Origin of the sequence: Xanthomonas sp. NCPPB 1754, assembly GCF_041475725.2 — a bacterium.
Taxonomy (GTDB): Bacteria; Pseudomonadota; Gammaproteobacteria; order Xanthomonadales; family Xanthomonadaceae; genus Xanthomonas; species Xanthomonas euvesicatoria.
The window spans coordinates 3880986-3896296 of the sequence record NZ_CM192982.1 but is presented as its reverse complement, the minus strand read 5'-3'; the positions used below and the strand labels follow the sequence as shown (position 1 = coordinate 3896296).

12 protein-coding genes are annotated in these 15311 nt (G+C 65.3%); 9 read left to right on the top strand and 3 right to left on the bottom strand.

What is annotated here, in order from left to right; translation table 11 throughout:
- Positions 1-112: 112 nt before the first annotated feature.
- From mpl to ACCQ15_RS16825, 3 genes are all read left to right on the top strand, one after another.
- Positions 113-1480 (top strand): UDP-N-acetylmuramate:L-alanyl-gamma-D-glutamyl-meso-diaminopimelate ligase, encoded by a 1368-nt coding sequence (mpl, locus tag ACCQ15_RS16835; RefSeq protein ID WP_372380816.1) that lies wholly within the window; start codon positions 113-115, stop codon positions 1478-1480.
- Positions 1480-2076 carry an LON peptidase substrate-binding domain-containing protein gene (locus ACCQ15_RS16830; RefSeq protein ID WP_008577875.1) on the top strand — a complete coding sequence of 199 codons (597 nt, stop codon included), beginning with the start codon at positions 1480-1482 and terminating at the stop codon, positions 2074-2076. Before mpl ends, ACCQ15_RS16830 begins: the two co-directional genes overlap by 1 nt.
- Before the next feature lie 286 nt (positions 2077-2362).
- Entirely contained in the window at positions 2363-3247 is an 885-nt protein-coding gene (locus ACCQ15_RS16825) for a bestrophin family protein (protein ID WP_136733896.1), read from the top strand.
- A 411-nt stretch (positions 3248-3658) separates the two neighbouring features.
- On the opposite strand, the gene ACCQ15_RS16820 is transcribed toward ACCQ15_RS16825, so the two are convergent.
- Positions 3659-5746, bottom strand: a complete 2088-nt coding sequence (locus ACCQ15_RS16820) for a bifunctional DedA family/phosphatase PAP2 family protein (protein WP_029820208.1) — start codon at positions 5744-5746, stop codon at positions 3659-3661.
- 151 nt (positions 5747-5897) lie between these two features.
- On the opposite strand from ACCQ15_RS16820, the gene ACCQ15_RS16815 reads away from it, so the two are divergent.
- Both ACCQ15_RS16815 and ACCQ15_RS16810 read left to right on the top strand, forming a co-directional pair.
- Positions 5898-6557, top strand: coding sequence for a serine/threonine-protein kinase (locus ACCQ15_RS16815; protein WP_008577881.1), 660 nt, complete (start codon positions 5898-5900; stop codon positions 6555-6557).
- A gap of 125 nt (positions 6558-6682) precedes the next feature.
- Complete coding sequence (locus ACCQ15_RS16810) at positions 6683-7498, top strand: SDR family oxidoreductase (RefSeq protein WP_372380815.1); 816 nt, start codon at positions 6683-6685, stop codon at positions 7496-7498.
- A 140-nt stretch (positions 7499-7638) separates the two neighbouring features.
- Here the strand turns inward: ACCQ15_RS16810 and ACCQ15_RS16805 are convergent, their stop codons facing one another.
- The gene (locus ACCQ15_RS16805) at positions 7639-8511 is read right to left on the bottom strand and encodes an ion transporter (protein ID WP_029820205.1); all 873 of its coding nucleotides are present in this window, start codon (positions 8509-8511) and stop codon (positions 7639-7641) included.
- Positions 8512-8583: 72 nt separating this feature from the next.
- Here ACCQ15_RS16805 and ACCQ15_RS16800 point away from each other — a divergent pair, with 72 nt between their 5' ends.
- Positions 8584-9810: an acetylornithine transaminase gene (locus ACCQ15_RS16800; RefSeq protein ID WP_372356826.1), complete on the top strand. Its 1227-nt coding sequence runs from the start codon at positions 8584-8586 to the stop codon at positions 9808-9810.
- 186 nt (positions 9811-9996) lie between these two features.
- On the opposite strand, the gene ACCQ15_RS16795 is transcribed toward ACCQ15_RS16800, so the two are convergent.
- Complete coding sequence (locus ACCQ15_RS16795) at positions 9997-10614, bottom strand: HAD-IA family hydrolase (RefSeq protein WP_372356827.1); 618 nt, start codon at positions 10612-10614, stop codon at positions 9997-9999.
- A 285-nt stretch (positions 10615-10899) separates the two neighbouring features.
- Here ACCQ15_RS16795 and ACCQ15_RS16790 point away from each other — a divergent pair, with 285 nt between their 5' ends.
- From ACCQ15_RS16790 to ACCQ15_RS16780, 3 genes are all read left to right on the top strand, one after another.
- Positions 10900-13194, top strand: a complete 2295-nt coding sequence (locus ACCQ15_RS16790; protein ID WP_029820204.1) for a TonB-dependent receptor — start codon at positions 10900-10902, stop codon at positions 13192-13194.
- Between the two features lie 69 nt (positions 13195-13263).
- Positions 13264-14871 carry a flavin monoamine oxidase family protein gene (locus ACCQ15_RS16785; RefSeq protein WP_372380814.1) on the top strand — a complete coding sequence of 536 codons (1608 nt, stop codon included), beginning with the start codon at positions 13264-13266 and terminating at the stop codon, positions 14869-14871.
- Positions 14868-15293 carry a c-type cytochrome gene (locus ACCQ15_RS16780; RefSeq protein WP_071117379.1) on the top strand — a complete coding sequence of 142 codons (426 nt, stop codon included), beginning with the start codon at positions 14868-14870 and terminating at the stop codon, positions 15291-15293. Before ACCQ15_RS16785 ends, ACCQ15_RS16780 begins: the two co-directional genes overlap by 4 nt.
- The last annotated feature ends 18 nt before the right edge of the window (positions 15294-15311 follow it).

Here is a 15311-nt window from a genome sequence, read left to right as displayed (position 1 = left end):
GGGATGTGACCGGGTTCGCACATCGGGAAATTCCCGACAGTACGGTAGGAAATCCCCGACACTTGGGCCTGCGTTGGAATGGAATGTCCGGCAACTGCGGCGATCGGCGACAATGGGCGGCATGAGCAAACTCCACATTCTCGGCATCGCCGGAACTTTCATGGGCGGTGTGGCCGCCCTGGCGCGTGAGCTGGGCTGGCAGGTGGAAGGCAGCGACCAGGCCATTTATCCGCCGATGTCCACACAGCTGGAAACGCTGGGCATTGCGTTGGCGCAGGGCTATGCGCCGTCCAATATTTCGCCGGATGCGACCGACGTGGTTGTCGGTAATGCGCTTTCGCGCGGCAATCCGGCGGTGGAGGCGGTGCTGGATGCCGGCCGCCGGTATACCTCCGGCGCGCAATGGCTGGCCGAGCACGTATTGCCCGGCCGCGACACGCTGGCCGTGGCCGGCACCCACGGCAAGACCACCACCACCACCATCCTGAGCTACCTGCTGGAGGCGGCCGGGCGGGCGCCCGGGTTTCTGATCGGTGGTGTGGCCGAAGATTTCGGCGTGTCGGCACGACTGGGCCAGGGGCGCGAATTCGTGGTGGAAGCCGATGAATACGACACCGCGTTTTTCGACAAGCGCAGCAAGTTCGTGCACTACCGGCCGTTGGTGGCGATCCTCAATAACCTGGAATACGACCACGCCGACATCTTCCCGGACGTGGCGGCCATCCAGCGCCAGTTCCACCACCTGGTGCGCACGGTGCCCGCGCGCGGTCGCCTGATCGTCAACGGCGAAGACGCGCACCTGACCGAGGTGCTGGCGATGGGATGCTGGACGCCGGTGGAGCGATTCGGGTTCGATGCGTCGCTGGACTGGAGCGCGCGGTTGATCGCGGCCGATGGCAGCGCGTTTGCGGTGCTGCACCGTGGCGTGGAAATTGGCCAGGTGCAGTGGCCCCTGGTTGGGCGGCATAACGTCCTGAACGGGTTGGCGGCGCTGGCAGCAGTACAGGCGGTAGGCGTGGATCCGGCGACGGTGATGCCGGCATTGGCACAGTTCCAGAGCGTCAAGCGGCGGCTGGAAGTCATCGGTAGCGCGCGCGCGATCACCGTGTACGACGACTTTGCGCACCATCCCACCGCCATCGCGACGACGTTGCAGGGTCTGCGTGCAAAGGTCGGTGCGGCGCGTGTTGTGGTGGCAATGGAGCCGCGCAGCAATTCGATGCGGCTGGGCGCGCATGCCCAGGCGCTGGCGCCGTCGTTGCACGATGCCGATGCAGTGGTGTTTCTGCATCGGCCGGAACTGGCCTGGGACGCGGCACCGATCATTGCGAAGGTGCGCGGCGAGGCGCGCGTGGTGCAGGACGTGGATGCCTTGCTGCGCGCGCTGGGCGAAATTGCCCAGCCCGGGGACCATGTGGTGTTCATGTCCAACGGTGGCTTCGACGGTGCGCCGCGTCGTTTCCTGGCGCAGTTGTCCTGATGGTGCCGATCCCCGCCACTGCAGACACCAGCGCGTTGCCGCTGTTCCCCTTGCACAGCGTGCTGTTGCCTGGCGCGGCGATGGGCTTGCGCGTGTTTGAACGCCGCTATCTGGATCTGGTACGCGAATGCGGCCGTAACGGCACCAGCTTCGGCGTGTGCCTGATCCTGGAAGGCAACGAAGTCGGCGTGCCGGCTACGCCGGCCGCGTTCGGTACCGAAGTACGCATCGAGGATTTCGATGTGGGCGCCGACGGCGTGCTGGTGCTGCGCTTGCGTGGCACGCGGCGTTTCCACGTACAGCGTTCGCGCATTCGCGACAACGGTCTGGTGGTGGGAGATGTCGCCTGGCGCGAACCGGATCCGGACGACGAATTGCGGCCCGAGCACGGCCTGCTGTCCACGGTGCTGGAGCGCATGCTGGAGCAGGTGGGTGGCGAATTTGCATCGGTGGGACCGGGGTTGATGGATCAGGCCGCCTGGGTTGGTTGGCGGTTGGCCGAGCTGCTGCCATTGACCGAGCAGCAGCGGCTCTCGCTGTTGCAGCAGGACGATCCGCATCGGCGGCTGGACCAATTGCTGGCCTGGATGCCCTAAGAGCGGCTGCTAACACGGCTGCGCCCGCCATATGGGTACGGGCTGCGCTCCGAACTTTCATGCGCCACGTGTGCACTGTGTCCCGCACGCCGTGCACACCCAACGGATGGCCGCTCGCGACGCCTTCCATCACGCTGGTCGCGTGGGGCAATGGTTTCGATCGGCCCCATCACCATGCTTGCACCGTGGCAACGGCACACTGCGCACGCTTGAGTGCGCTACCGACCGCATCCATGCACTGGATGCGCGCAATGGCGTCACTCGTTTCTTTTGATGGAGTGTGCCTTTGATTGTCGATGTAAAGCCGCGTGTGGCAGATGTGATCAGCCAGGTCTGGCGGACCCTGGCGGTATTGTTCGTATGGGATGTGTTGATCACCATCATTTACTACGTGCTGCCGTTCCGTGCGCCGGCGTTGCCGCTGACCATCTTTGGTTCTGCGCTGGCGTTGTTCCTGGGCTTTCGCGCCAATTCCACCTATCAACGCTGGTGGGAGGGGCGGGTGCTGTGGGGCCAGATGATCAATGCCTCGCGTAATCTGGTGCGCTTGAGCGTCAGTATCCTTTCCGCACCGGAAGCCGGCGATCTTGGGCGCACCATTGCGCTGCGCCAGATTGCCTACGTCAACGCGCTGCGCTGCCAACTGCGCCGGTTGCCGGTGGCGATGGCATTGTCCCCGCATGTGGATGCCGACGAAGCGGCGGCGGTGGTGGTGCGCACCAACGTGGCAAACGGGTTGCTCGATACCACCGGGCGCAGCGTCGAGCAGGCGCGTCGCGAGGGCTGGATCGACAGCATCCAGCAGGCCAGCGTCGAACGCATTCTGGTGGACATCGCCAACGCGCAAGGCGGCATGGAGCGCCTGAAAAATACGCCGCTGCCGTATCAATATCGCTTCTATCCGAACCTGTTTACGCGGCTGTTCTGCGTGCTGCTGCCAATCGGCTTGGTGGAAACGCTGCAGTACGCCACGCCGGTGGGATCGACAGTGGCCGGCCTGATGTTTCTGGCGGTGCTGAAGATCGGCGACGAGTTGGTCGACCCATTCGCCAACACTATCCACGACCTGCCGCTGGATACCATGTGCCGCACGGTGGAGATCGATGCGCTTCAGGCAATTGGTGAGCAAGCGCCGGAGCCGATGCAGCCAGTGGATGGCGTGTTGTGGTGAGGTGTCGCGCGCCAGGCCAATGCGGCCTTTGCATCGCCGAACTGCGCTGATTCGCATCTTGTCGTTCGCCTTGAGAGGCGATTGAACGGTGCAAGCAGTTGTGGAGCAGCCAACGGCGAGTTTTCCGCAGGGCCCTTGCCCGCCCACCATCGCGGGACACGCTGCCAAGCACGTCCTTGTAAGCTCTTACGCGGCATCCATGCCGCCATCGAGCCCCACGGATGGGTTCACGGCGTGTCCCGCAAGCGGCGAGGGCGCCGCGCTCGACGAACTAAGCGTTCACCCTGAAAATTCAGCAGCCTCCAGACGGCGCCAGCACGTCACCATCGAGACAGGGCTCAACAGCTGTCGCTGACACCCCATCTCGACCCAACCACGCGATCGCCGGCCAATCGCCTGTTGCCCGATCGATCAACGGCGTTGTTGTGGCGGACCCGATGCAGCAGGATCGGACGCAGCGGTATCCGTCCCCGGCGCGGCGTTGTCTTTGTTCTCGCCACGCACTGCACTGCCCGAGGTGCTGTCGATCAGGATCACCGGCACCTGCGAGCGACGACGCTGTTCCATGCGATGGGGCAGCGGGCCGAGTGCCTCGCGCAACGCGCTCAGTGCAGGATCGACGCCGCGCAGCGGGTACCACAGCCCGATCAGGCTGAAATGGCGGCTGTAGCGCAAGGTCTGGGTGCTGCCCACCCACAGCGGTTGTGCATCCGGCTGCAGGCGCGCTGCCGCCGGCCACAGACGCAGCACATGCACGTGGCCGGGCGCGGCGTGGCGCACCATCAACAGGGCCTCGACCTGGGTATCCAGCGTGGCCGGCAGAATCGGCACTTCGTCCGGGCGGCCGCTGACGTCGAGCAGGTGCAGCGCTTGTTCCCAGCCCGCCTGCGGCTGGACCCGCCAGCCGCGCGCCTGAAGCTGGCGCTGCAACGGGGCGAGCGGGCCGGCCAACTGGACGTCCAGCGGCCAACGCTGATCGTCGTCGAATTCGTTGCGGCGTGCCGGCAGCAGGCGCCATTGGTCTTCCCACCACGCGTTTGCGGGTAACTCCATCACTGCCGGCGGCGGCGGTTCGAACTTGGCCAGCTTGAGGTCGAGGTTGCGCGGCGCAAAATAAATTGCGCAGCTTACGAACACCCCGTAGAAGATCCACGACACCGGCTTGACCCAGAACGCGCGCGTGGCACGGCGACGGTAGGCAATGCCCAGCACCAGCAGCCAGAAGATGCCGAACAACATGCCGCCGACGACGTCACTGAGCCAGTGCGCACCGAGGTACAAACGCGCAAAACCGATCAGCGAGACGATGGCGCCGCTGACCAGATACGGCCACACGCGGCGGCGGCCAGGCAACTCGCGCGCGATCAACAGCGCGAAAAAGCCGAAGGCGATCGTGGCCATGGTGACCGCAACCGACGGAAAGCCGAAACCGCTGCTGGCCGCAGGCGGGCGCACCACCTGCACGGTGGCGCCAAGCAGCTGCGTGAGCGCCAGGCCGAACGCCAGCGCGATGACCCAATGGGCCACGGCCATCCAGCGACGGCGCCAGGCCAGATAGCCCATCGCGGCGGCAATGGCCGGCAACAGCACCTGCCAGTCGCCCAACGAGGCCAGCGCCACCATCGGGTAGTCGGCCAACGGATTACGCAGCGCCAGCATCAGGTCGTGCACGGCCAGGTCCACGCGCAGCGGCTCGCCATGCGCCAGCACCACCATCAGCAGCACAAACCAGCCCCAGCCGAGCAGCAAGAGCATCAAGGCCATCATGGCCAGCGGCACCGATTCGCGACGGCGTGGGTCGAAGACGCCGACCGACCAATTCCCCAGGACCGGATGCCGGTGCGACCACTCCAGCAGGCGCGCCAGCAAGGCATCCAGGTGACCGGCCGACCAGCGATACGAATACAGCACCACCGCCCAGGCAAGCCCGATCACGGCCGCCAGCAAGGCAACCACCACAAATAGGCGCCCGGCCACTGCGGCCACTGCGTCGTAGGCCGTGCCCAGCACCCAGCCGGGCACCAGGAACAACAACGCCCACGACACGCAGGCCAGGCCGCTGGCGACCAGATACCGTTTGAAGGGCATGCGCGACATACCGGCAATCGCCGGCACGAACGGGCGCACTGCACCCACGTAGCGCGCGATCAGGATGCTTTTGAAGGCATTGCGGCGGAACAGCAGCTCGCCGCGTTCCAGCAGTTGCGGGTAACGCCGGAATGGCCAGTAGGTGTGCAGCTGATGGCCCCAGCGATGGCCGACCCAGAAGCTCAGCGCATCGCCAACGAAGGCGCCCAGGGTGGCGCACACCACCGCGTAGGGGCCGTTGATCTGCCCGAGCCCGATGAGCACGCCAATGGCGAACAGCAACGGCAACGCAGGCACGATGGCGCCCAGCACGATCACCGCATCACAAAATGCGATGCCAAAGATCACCACGCCAGCCAAGGTGGGGTGGTGTCCGATCCACTCCAGCGTGGCGTCGATCCATGAGTTCATACCTGAATTATAGGTGGGCGCGGCGGCGCCTGACCTGCATCGTCCTCACATCGGGGGATCGGCTTCACCTGAGGTTGCGGCCATGCAGCTGCCGCACGCGCGCGCGCCGCAGAGGTGCGCAGCGAGACAGACCTGCCGCCTACAATGGGGGATGACTCACGACCCTGCAGCCAATCTGCCGCTGAAGTCCGATACGTTCGGACGCATTCTGCTGATCCGCGATGGCCAACGCATGTTCGTGCGTCGCGACCTGAGCGTGGCGCCGTGGCTGTTGCGCGGCGTGGCCTGGTGGCTGGCACGCCGTGAAGCGCTGGCCTTGCGCCAGCTGGATGGCGTGCCGCGCACACCGCGGCTGCTGCATTGGGACGGGCGGCACCTGGACCGCAGCTATCTGGACGGCGCTGCGATGTACCAGCGACCGCCGCGCGGCGATCTGGCCTACTTCCGCAGCGCGCGCAGGCTGTTGCAACAGCTGCATCGCCGCGGCGTGGCCCACAACGATCTGGCCAAGGAAGCCAACTGGCTGGTGCAGGAGGACGGCAGCCCGGCGGTGATCGACTTCCAGCTGGCGGTGCGCGGCAACCCGCGCGCGCGCTGGATGCGTCTGCTTGCCCGCGAGGATCTGCGCCACCTGCTTAAACACAAGCGCATGTACTGCCCGGCCGCACTGACCCCGGTGGAACGCCGCGTGCTCAAGCGCACCTCCTGGGTTCGCGAGCTGTGGTTTGCCACCGGCAAACCGGTCTACCGCTTCGTGACCCGCCGCGTACTGCACTGGGAAGACAACGAAGGGCAGGGGCCCAAGCCCTGAGCGGCGGGGATTGGTTGTTCGGGATTGGGGATTCGCAAGAGCGTATTGCTTGAGCGGTGGGTTGGTTGGTGGTAGCAATGAAGGAATAAGCTCTTACGAATCTCCAATCCCGACTCCCTAATCCCATGACGTTATCGGGCAAAACCCTGTTCATCACCGGTGCCTCGCGTGGGATTGGCTTGGCGATTGCGTTGCGGGCGGCGCGCGATGGGGCGAATGTGGCGATTGCGGCCAAGTCGGCGGTGGCCAATCCCAAATTGCCTGGCACCATCCATAGCGCGGCCACGGCGGTGACGGCGGCCGGTGGGCAGGCACTGGCGCTCAAGTGCGACATCCGCGACGAAGATCAGGTGCGTGCGGCAGTGGCGGCAACGGTCGATGCGTTCGGCGGGATCAACATCCTGGTCAACAACGCCAGTGCGATCTGGTTGCGCGGTACGTTGGACACGCCGATGAAGCGCTTCGATCTGATGCAGCAGGTCAACGCGCGCGGCAGTTTCCTGTGCGCGCAGGCGTGCCTGCCGCATCTGCTGCAGGCGGCCAATCCGCACATCCTCACCTTGGCCCCGCCGCCGTCGTTGAACCCGGCGTGGTGGGGCGCGCACACCGGCTACACGCTGGCCAAGATGGGCATGAGTCTGGTCACCCTGGGGCTGGCCGCGGAATTCGGCCCGCAAGGCGTGGCGATCAATGCGTTGTGGCCGCGTACCGTGATCGCCACTGATGCCATCAACATGCTTGCCTGCGTGGACGCTGCGGCCTGCCGTCGGCCGGAGATCATGGCTGACGCCGCGCATGCGGTGCTGACGCACGCCGCAGCCGGGTTTTACGGCCGGTTCCTGATCGATGACGACGTGCTCGCCCAGGCTGGCATCACCGATTTGAGCGGCTATGCAATGGATCCATCGCGCGCGCTGTTGCCAGATCTGTTTCTGGACTGAGAGCGGCTAACCACAGGGTACGCACTTGTCGTGAGCGTGGACGGCACGGCGCTACCGCAGTGTACGCGTGGCACACGCCCTGCCGAGCAACGGCCGCGTCCGCCTGACGGCGGCGCCGTGGCGTTGGCTGCTCCAGCGCCTCAGCCGTTGCCCAGCTCCGGCAGTGGCTCGGCGCATTGCCGGCAATAACGTGCGTCGGCCGCGTGGCCTTCCAGCCCGCAGCGGGCGCAGTTGCGCGCATCGCGTTTGCCGGTGTGGCCACCGTCGCGCAATGAGCTGGCCAGTTCGGCGGTGTAGATGCCGGTGGGCACGGCGATGATGCTGTAGCCGATCAGGATCAGGGCCGAGGTGACGAAGCGACCCAGCGTGGTCTGCGGCACCAGATCGCCGAAGCCCACCGTGGCCATGGTGACGATGGCCCAGTACATGCTGGTGGGGATGCTGGTAAAGCCGTGCTGCGGGCCTTCGATGATGTACATCGTGGCGCCGGCGATCACGGTGATGGTGAGCACGGTGAACAGGAACACCAACACCTTGCGACGGCTACGCCACAGCGCATCCAGCAACTGTCCGCTTTCTTCGATGTAGCGGGTGAGCTTGAGAATGCGGAACAGCCGCAGGATGCGCAGCACGCGCACCACCAACAGCGTCTGTGCGCCGGGCACGAAGAACGAGAGATAACTGGGCAGGATCGACAGCAGGTCGATCACGCCCCACACGCTGAGCGCGTAATGCAGCGGTCGCCGCACCACGGCCAGGCGCAGCGCGTATTCGATGGTGAAGATCACCGTGAACGCCCATTCCAGCGGCACCAGCCAGTCCGCGGCATGCGAATGGATGCGCGGCACGCTGTCGATCATGATCACCACCACGCTCGCCAGGATCGCGACCACCAGCATCAGGTCGAAATTGCGCGAGGGGCGGGTGTCGTGGCGGTAGATGATGTCGAACCACTGCCGGCGCCAGCCATCGTCGGTGGCGGCAGTGAGTTGCGGATCGGAGAAGGGGCGCATGTGCGCATTGTGCCGCAGGCCGGCGAATGCGCGAGAATGCCGCTTCTCCCTCCGCTTCTGCGACCCATCCTCATGAGCACCGCTGCCGATTCGCCCCTGTCCCTCGCGCACTACTACCTGCCGGTGTATCGCCCGCGCCAGGTGGTGCTGGAGCGCGGCCAGGGCAGTCGCGTGTGGGACGATGCCGGGCGCGAATATCTGGATCTGTCGTCGGGCATCGCGGTGAGCGGACTCGGCCATAACGACCCCGATCTGGTGGCTGCGCTCACCGAGCAGGCCGGCAAGCTGTGGCACACCAGTAACGTGTTTTTCAGCGCGCCGCCGCTGAAACTGGCCGAAGAACTGGTGAGCGTCTCGCGTTTCGCGCACAAGGTGTTCCTGTGCAATTCCGGCACCGAGGCCAACGAGGCGGCGATCAAGCTGGTGCGCAAGTGGGCCAGCAGCCAGGGCCGTCCGGCCGACAAGCGTGTCATCGTCACCTTCCGCGGCAGTTTTCATGGCCGTACGCTGGCATCGGTCACCGCCACTGCGCAGCCCAAGTACCAGGAAGGCTACGAGCCGCTGCCGGGTGGATTTCGCTATGTGGATTTCAACGATGTCGCGGCGCTGGAAGCGGCGATGGCCGGCGGCGATGTGGCGGCGGTGATGGTCGAGCCGATCCAGGGCGAGGGCGGCGTGATGCCGGCCGCGCCGGGCTTTCTGAGCCGCGTGCGCGCGCTGTGCGACCAGCATGATGCGCTGCTGGTGCTGGACGAAATTCAATGCGGCATGGGCCGCACCGGCACGCTGTTCGCGCATTGGCAGGAGCAGGTGACGCCGGACATCGTGACCCTGGCCAAGGCCTTGGGTGGCGGTTTCCCGATCGGCGCGATGCTGGCCGGGCCCAAGGTCGCCGAAACCATGCAGTTCGGCGCGCACGGCACCACCTTCGGCGGCAACCCGCTGGCCGCGGCAGTGGCGCGCGTGGCGCTGCGCAAGCTGGCCTCGCCGCAGATTGCCGATAACGTGGTGCGGCAATCTGCGGCATTGCGCGCCGGGCTGGAAGCGCTCAATGCCGACTTTGGCCTGTTTGCGCAGATTCGTGGGCGTGGCCTGATGCTGGGCGCGGTACTGGCTCCTGCGCACGCGGGGCAGGCCGGGGCGATTCTCGACCTGGCGGCCACGCATGGCTTGCTGCTGCTGCAGGCCGGCCCGGATGTATTGCGCTTCGTGCCGGCACTCAATCTCACCGATGCCGAACTGGCCGATGGCCTGGCGCGCTTGCGTCTGGCCATTGCCGAGTATGTCGCCCAGGCGTGATGTCGGGCGGTGCTTGCGCGCCCCCTGGCCGGCACCGCAGCCGGCTGCAAGGGCCTTGGAGATGCGTGGTGTGTGGCATGTAGCGCGCTGACGCAGTGCCCGGTCCTTTCATTGCCCGGATGGGATGGCTGTCTTCCGCCGTACCCTCACCCCCAACTCCTCTCCCGACGGGAGAGGGGCTTGGTTTCATGCAAGTCCGTATTGCTTCAGCACTCGCCGCAGTGCACGCGCATCGCGCACGGTGTCGGCGTGCAGGCCGGCCGCGCGTGCGCCACGCACGTTGACGAACAGGTCGTCGACAAACAACGTGCGTTCGGCGCGTTGCTCAAGTTGCGCAAGCGCGCGCTGATAGACCGGCACATCCGGTTTGCGGCCGCCCAGTGCACCGCTGCACAGCACGCGGCCCCGCAACAACGGAAATAGCGAGGGCACGATCCGCTCGATCGCTTCTGCCATCAACGGGCCATTATTGGTGAGCACCGCCACCGCCGTGGTCGTCGACACCGCCAGCACCTGTGTCACCACCGACGGGTCGGCGCGGCAGGCGGCCACGCGCGCATCGATCCAGGTAGTGCGATCGATTGGCTGCCCCAGCCCTTCGCTCAACTGCGCCAGATACGCCTGCGTGTCGATCTCACCCGCATCGTAAGCGCGCTCCAGACCCTGCACGAACAGCACCTCCTGCACGCGCTGCGGTGAGCAACGCGCCGCTGCTGCAAGCGCGGCCAGGCGCCGTGGCCGCGCGTAGTGCGCGAGCACGCCGTCGAAATCCAGCAACAGCAGCGATGGTGGTGCGGGCGACATATGCGTGCTCGTACGGCGGCTGCGCAGCGTTGTCGATTCGGCGCGGCATGGCAAGCGCGCAAGAGCTGCAATGCAGGGCATTCGCGCAGGTAGGTGGCTGCGCTACCTATTCAGAGTTTTGAATTCGGTAGCGACCTACCCGCCTGCGCCGAGCCCACCCGCCGCACCCAGGTTAGGCAGCAATCGCGCTGGTTATGGTCACTGCACGCCGCATCCGCGGTATCAGCCGGTCTCGGGGGAGCGCCCGGTCACTCAGCACGCCACACGTCTCCAGGGGTTGATTGCATGCCAAAGTGCTCGAACACCGATCGATTGGCGGCCTCGGTCGCCGACATCCTCGCCACCACCCGCCCGCGCCGCGCGCTGGCATCAATGACCTTGCTGCTGGCCGGCGCGCAGAGCTTGCCTGCGCTGGCGCAAGACGCACGCACGCTGGATGCGGTCAGCGTGGTGGGCACCGGCTCCACGCGCACCACCGCGTCCATCTCGGCGGACGAGATCCAGGCGCAGGTGCCAGGGGTGGCGCCGCAGCAGCTGTTGGCCAGCCTGCCCGGCGTGAACGTGCAGACCACCGACCCGTTCGGGCTGTATGAATTCGGTGATTCGATGACCATCCGCGGGTTTTCCGCCAACCAGATCGGCGTGACCTTGGACGGCATTCCGATCGAAACCTTCGACACCCGCGAAGGCGGGCCGATTACGCGCTACGTCTCCAGCGAAAACCTGCTCGATGTGACGGTGTCCGCCGGTTCGGGCGATGTCACCCAGCCTTCCTACCATGCACTGGGCGGTGCGATCCGCTACACCAGCCTGCCACCAAAGGGCGGCGACAGCTGGAGCGGCAATCTCACCCAGACGATTGGTTCGGACGATCTGGTGCGCAGCTTCGTGCGCCTGGATACGCCGGACTGGTGGAAAGGCGGCCCCAGCGCGTATCTGTCCGCCTCGCGCACGCAAGGCGGGGTGTGGGACATGGAGCCGGCCACGCAGAAGAGCGATCACTTCGAAGCCAAGATTCGCCAGGCCTGGGACGCTGGCAGCCTGACGCTGGGATGGATCTACAACAACCGCAAGGACTACGACGTGCAGTCGTACAACTCCGACGGTTCGGTGGCGTGGGACCTGCATGAGCGCATCACCGGCAACCCGGAAGTGGATGCCGAGCATTACAGCGAATGGCAGAACGGGCGACGCGACTCGCTGCTCAGCCTGCACGGCAATTTCCTGTTCAACGATGCAATCGGCTTCACCTTTACCGGCTATTACGAGAACAAGCATGGGTATGGCGTCGGCGGCACTCCGCCGAGCACGGCGACAGGCCTGTACAACGATGCCATCGCCGGCACGCCGGGGCGCACCGACATCGCCATCAACGACCCGCAGATCGTCGATGCCAACGGCACTGTCACCCACGTCGGTGCGATGACGCGGCGCGAAGAAATCATGGGGGGCGATCGCTATGGCCTCACCACAGCGGTGTCATGGGAGACCGAGCACAACAAACTCGAAGTCGGTGCGTGGTACGAGCACTACGATTTCGACCAGGTGCGCCCGCTGTACAACCTGGACCCAGCCACCGGCGCGCTGCTCAAGGGCGCGCTGCCGATCGTCATCTACTACGACAACCAGTTCTCCACCGAGGTGAAGCAGCTCTACATCAAGGACACGCTGCGCCTGCTCGACGACCGCTTGACGATGGAGTTCGGTGCCAAGGGGCTGGATGTCAAACGCGACTACAACGGCATCGCCAATCTGGATGATTTTAATGTCGGCGTGCGCCGCGATGTCACCATCAAGAACAGCGACTGGTTCCAGCCCCAGGTCGGCGCCAGCTTCCAGCTTGCCGAGGGCGTGCAGGTGTTCGCCAACTATGCGGAAAACTTCAGCTCGGCGCCGCGGCTGGCGCTGACCTCCGGTGCGTTCAACCCGGATATCGCACCGGAAGAGTCCACCAACATCGATATCGGCATCCGCGCCGAATCCACGCAGTGGAGCGGCTACATCGCCGCCTACAGGATCGATTACGAGAACCGCATCATCGCGCTGACCGACCCGGACCCGCTGGTGGTGGCGCCCACCGTCTACGCCAACGTCGGCGACGTGCAGACGTACGGGGCCGAAATGTCCGGCATGTGGAAGCCGGCGCCAGGCTGGCGGCTGGGCGCATCGCTGACCTGGAACAACTCCGAGTTCCAGGACAACTATTTCGGCCCGGTCAGCGGCAACCTGGTGCAGGTGGAAGGCAACGAGGTGCCGGATGCGCCGAAGGTGATGTTCAGCGTCAACGGCGGTTGGGAAGGCACGCATTTGTTTGCCAACCTCGATGCCAAATACACCGGCAAGCGCTACGGCGATACGCTCAATACCGATCGGGTAGATGCCACCTTCATCGTCAACGGCAGCGTCGGGTATCAGGGCGAAGACGGCGGGTTCCTTGCCGGTGGCCGGCTGCAGTTGTCGGTCTACAACCTGTTCGACAAGGACGATGCGATCGGGGCGGTATTTCCCAACGAAAGCTCGGGCTCGTATCAGTTGATCGCACCACGGCAGCTGTTCGCCAGCCTGGCCTACACATTCTGAAGTGCAGCCGCGGCCGGCAGGGTTGCCGGTCGCGTGCGTTAGTCCACGACATGCAGGGGACGTGCGTTGATGCAAGGCAATCACACGGGAGCGATGACGCGGCGGCAATTGCTGGCGCGCATCGGTATGACCGCCGGCGGCGCGATGATGTATCAGGCGATGAGCAGCCTGGGCATGGCGGCCGAATCCAGTTTCAAAAGCCCACTACAACTGGATGGCGACCCCAAGGGGGCATCGGTCTTGATCCTCGGTGCCGGGCTGGCCGGCATGAGCGCGGCGTTCGAGTTGCGCAAGGCCGGTTACCGCGTGCAACTGCTCGAATACAACGACCGCCCCGGCGGGCGTAACTGGACCCTGCGCGGCGGCGACCGCTATGCCGAGTTGGGCGGGGCCAGGCAGCATTGCCAGTTCGACGAGGGTTTGTATCTCAATCCCGGGCCGTGGCGCATTCCGCATCACCACAAGGCGGTGCTGAGTTACTGCAAGCAGTTCGGCGTGGCGCTGGAAGCGTTCAATCAGGTCAATTACAACGCGCTGCTGCACAGCCAGAAAGGCTTCGGCGGCAAACCGCAGCGCTTTCGTGCCATCGACGCAGACTACAAGGGCCATGTGTCCGAGTTGCTGGCCAAGTGCACGCAGCAACGCGCCCTGGACACGGCCGTCAGCCGCGAGGATCAGGAGCTGCTGCTGGAATCACTGCGTACCTGGGGCGCGCTCGACCAGAAGTTCGGATATGTCAAAGGCAAGGACAGCAGCGAGCGGCGCGGGTTTGCGCGCTATCCCGGCGGTGGCTTGTCGGGCAGGCCGGAATTCTCCGATCCTTTCAGCGTGCAGGACGTGCTGCGCTCGCGCCTGTGGACCACACTGGCAGCCGGCAACAACTACGAAATGCAGACCACCATGTTCCAGCCGGTGGGAGGCATGGACCAGATCGGCAGGGCGTTCGCGCGTCAACTGGGCAATGCCATCACCTATAACGCCAAGGTCACCAAGATCGATCAGGACGGCAGCGGTGTGCGCGTGTCCTGGCAGGATGCGGCGCGTGGCGGCGAAGAACGCCTCGCCACTGCGGATTGGTGCATCTGCACCATTCCGTTGTCGGTGCTCAGCCGCATACCGGTCACCGCCAGCGATGCGATGACCACGGCGATCGGCAAGGTGCCGTATGCGGCCTCGGTGAAAGTGGGGCTGCAATTCAAGCGCCGTTTCTGGGAAGAAGACGAAGCGATCTACGGCGGCATCAGTTACACCGATCTGCCGATCACCTTGATCAGCTACCCCAGTACGAACTATCACAGCTCTGGCAAAGGCGTGCTGCTCGGCGCCTATGTGTGGGGGCTGGATGCCTACCAGTTCACCGCGATGTCACCGGAGCAGCGCGTGCATAAAGCGGTGGAATACGGCACCCAGCTGCATCCGCAGTATCCGCGCGAATTCGAAAACGGCATTGCGGTCGGCTGGCACCGCGTGCCGTTCACGCATGGCTGCTTCGGCATGTGGAGCGAGCAGGCGCGCGCCGAGCATTACCAACCGCTGTGCCAGATCGACGGACGGCTGGCACTGGCCGGCGAGCACGTGTCGTACATTCCGGCCTGGCAGGAGGGTGCCATTCTGTCGGCGCACGATGTCGTTGGCCGCCTGCATCGCAAGGTCATTGCCCAGGGAGCGCGCGCATGAGTCTGCTGCCAAGAGCGTGCGGCGCCACTGTTGCGCTCGCCATTCTCGCCTTGTTGCTGCCGCCCAACGTGCGCGATGCGCAGGCGCAGAGTTCCGATGCCACCCAGCTGTTTCCGCAGCAAGGCTTCGCCAAGGCCTCCGGCCAGGACGTTTACCGGGCGATCTGCCAGGGCTGCCATATGCCGGCCGGGCGTGGCGCGCAAGGTGCCGGCGACTATCCTGCGCTTGCCGGCAACCCCAAGCTGGCCGCCGGCCCGTACGTGACCATGATGGTGCTCGACGGCCACGCGGGGATGCCGGGTTTCGCCGACATGCTCGACGACCGCCAGGTGGCCGAAGTGGTGAGCTATGTGCGCACGCACTTCGGTAACGACTATGCCGAGCGCGTGACCATCGACGACGTCAGATTACTCCGCCGCTGATCTTCTCTCCTACAAGGA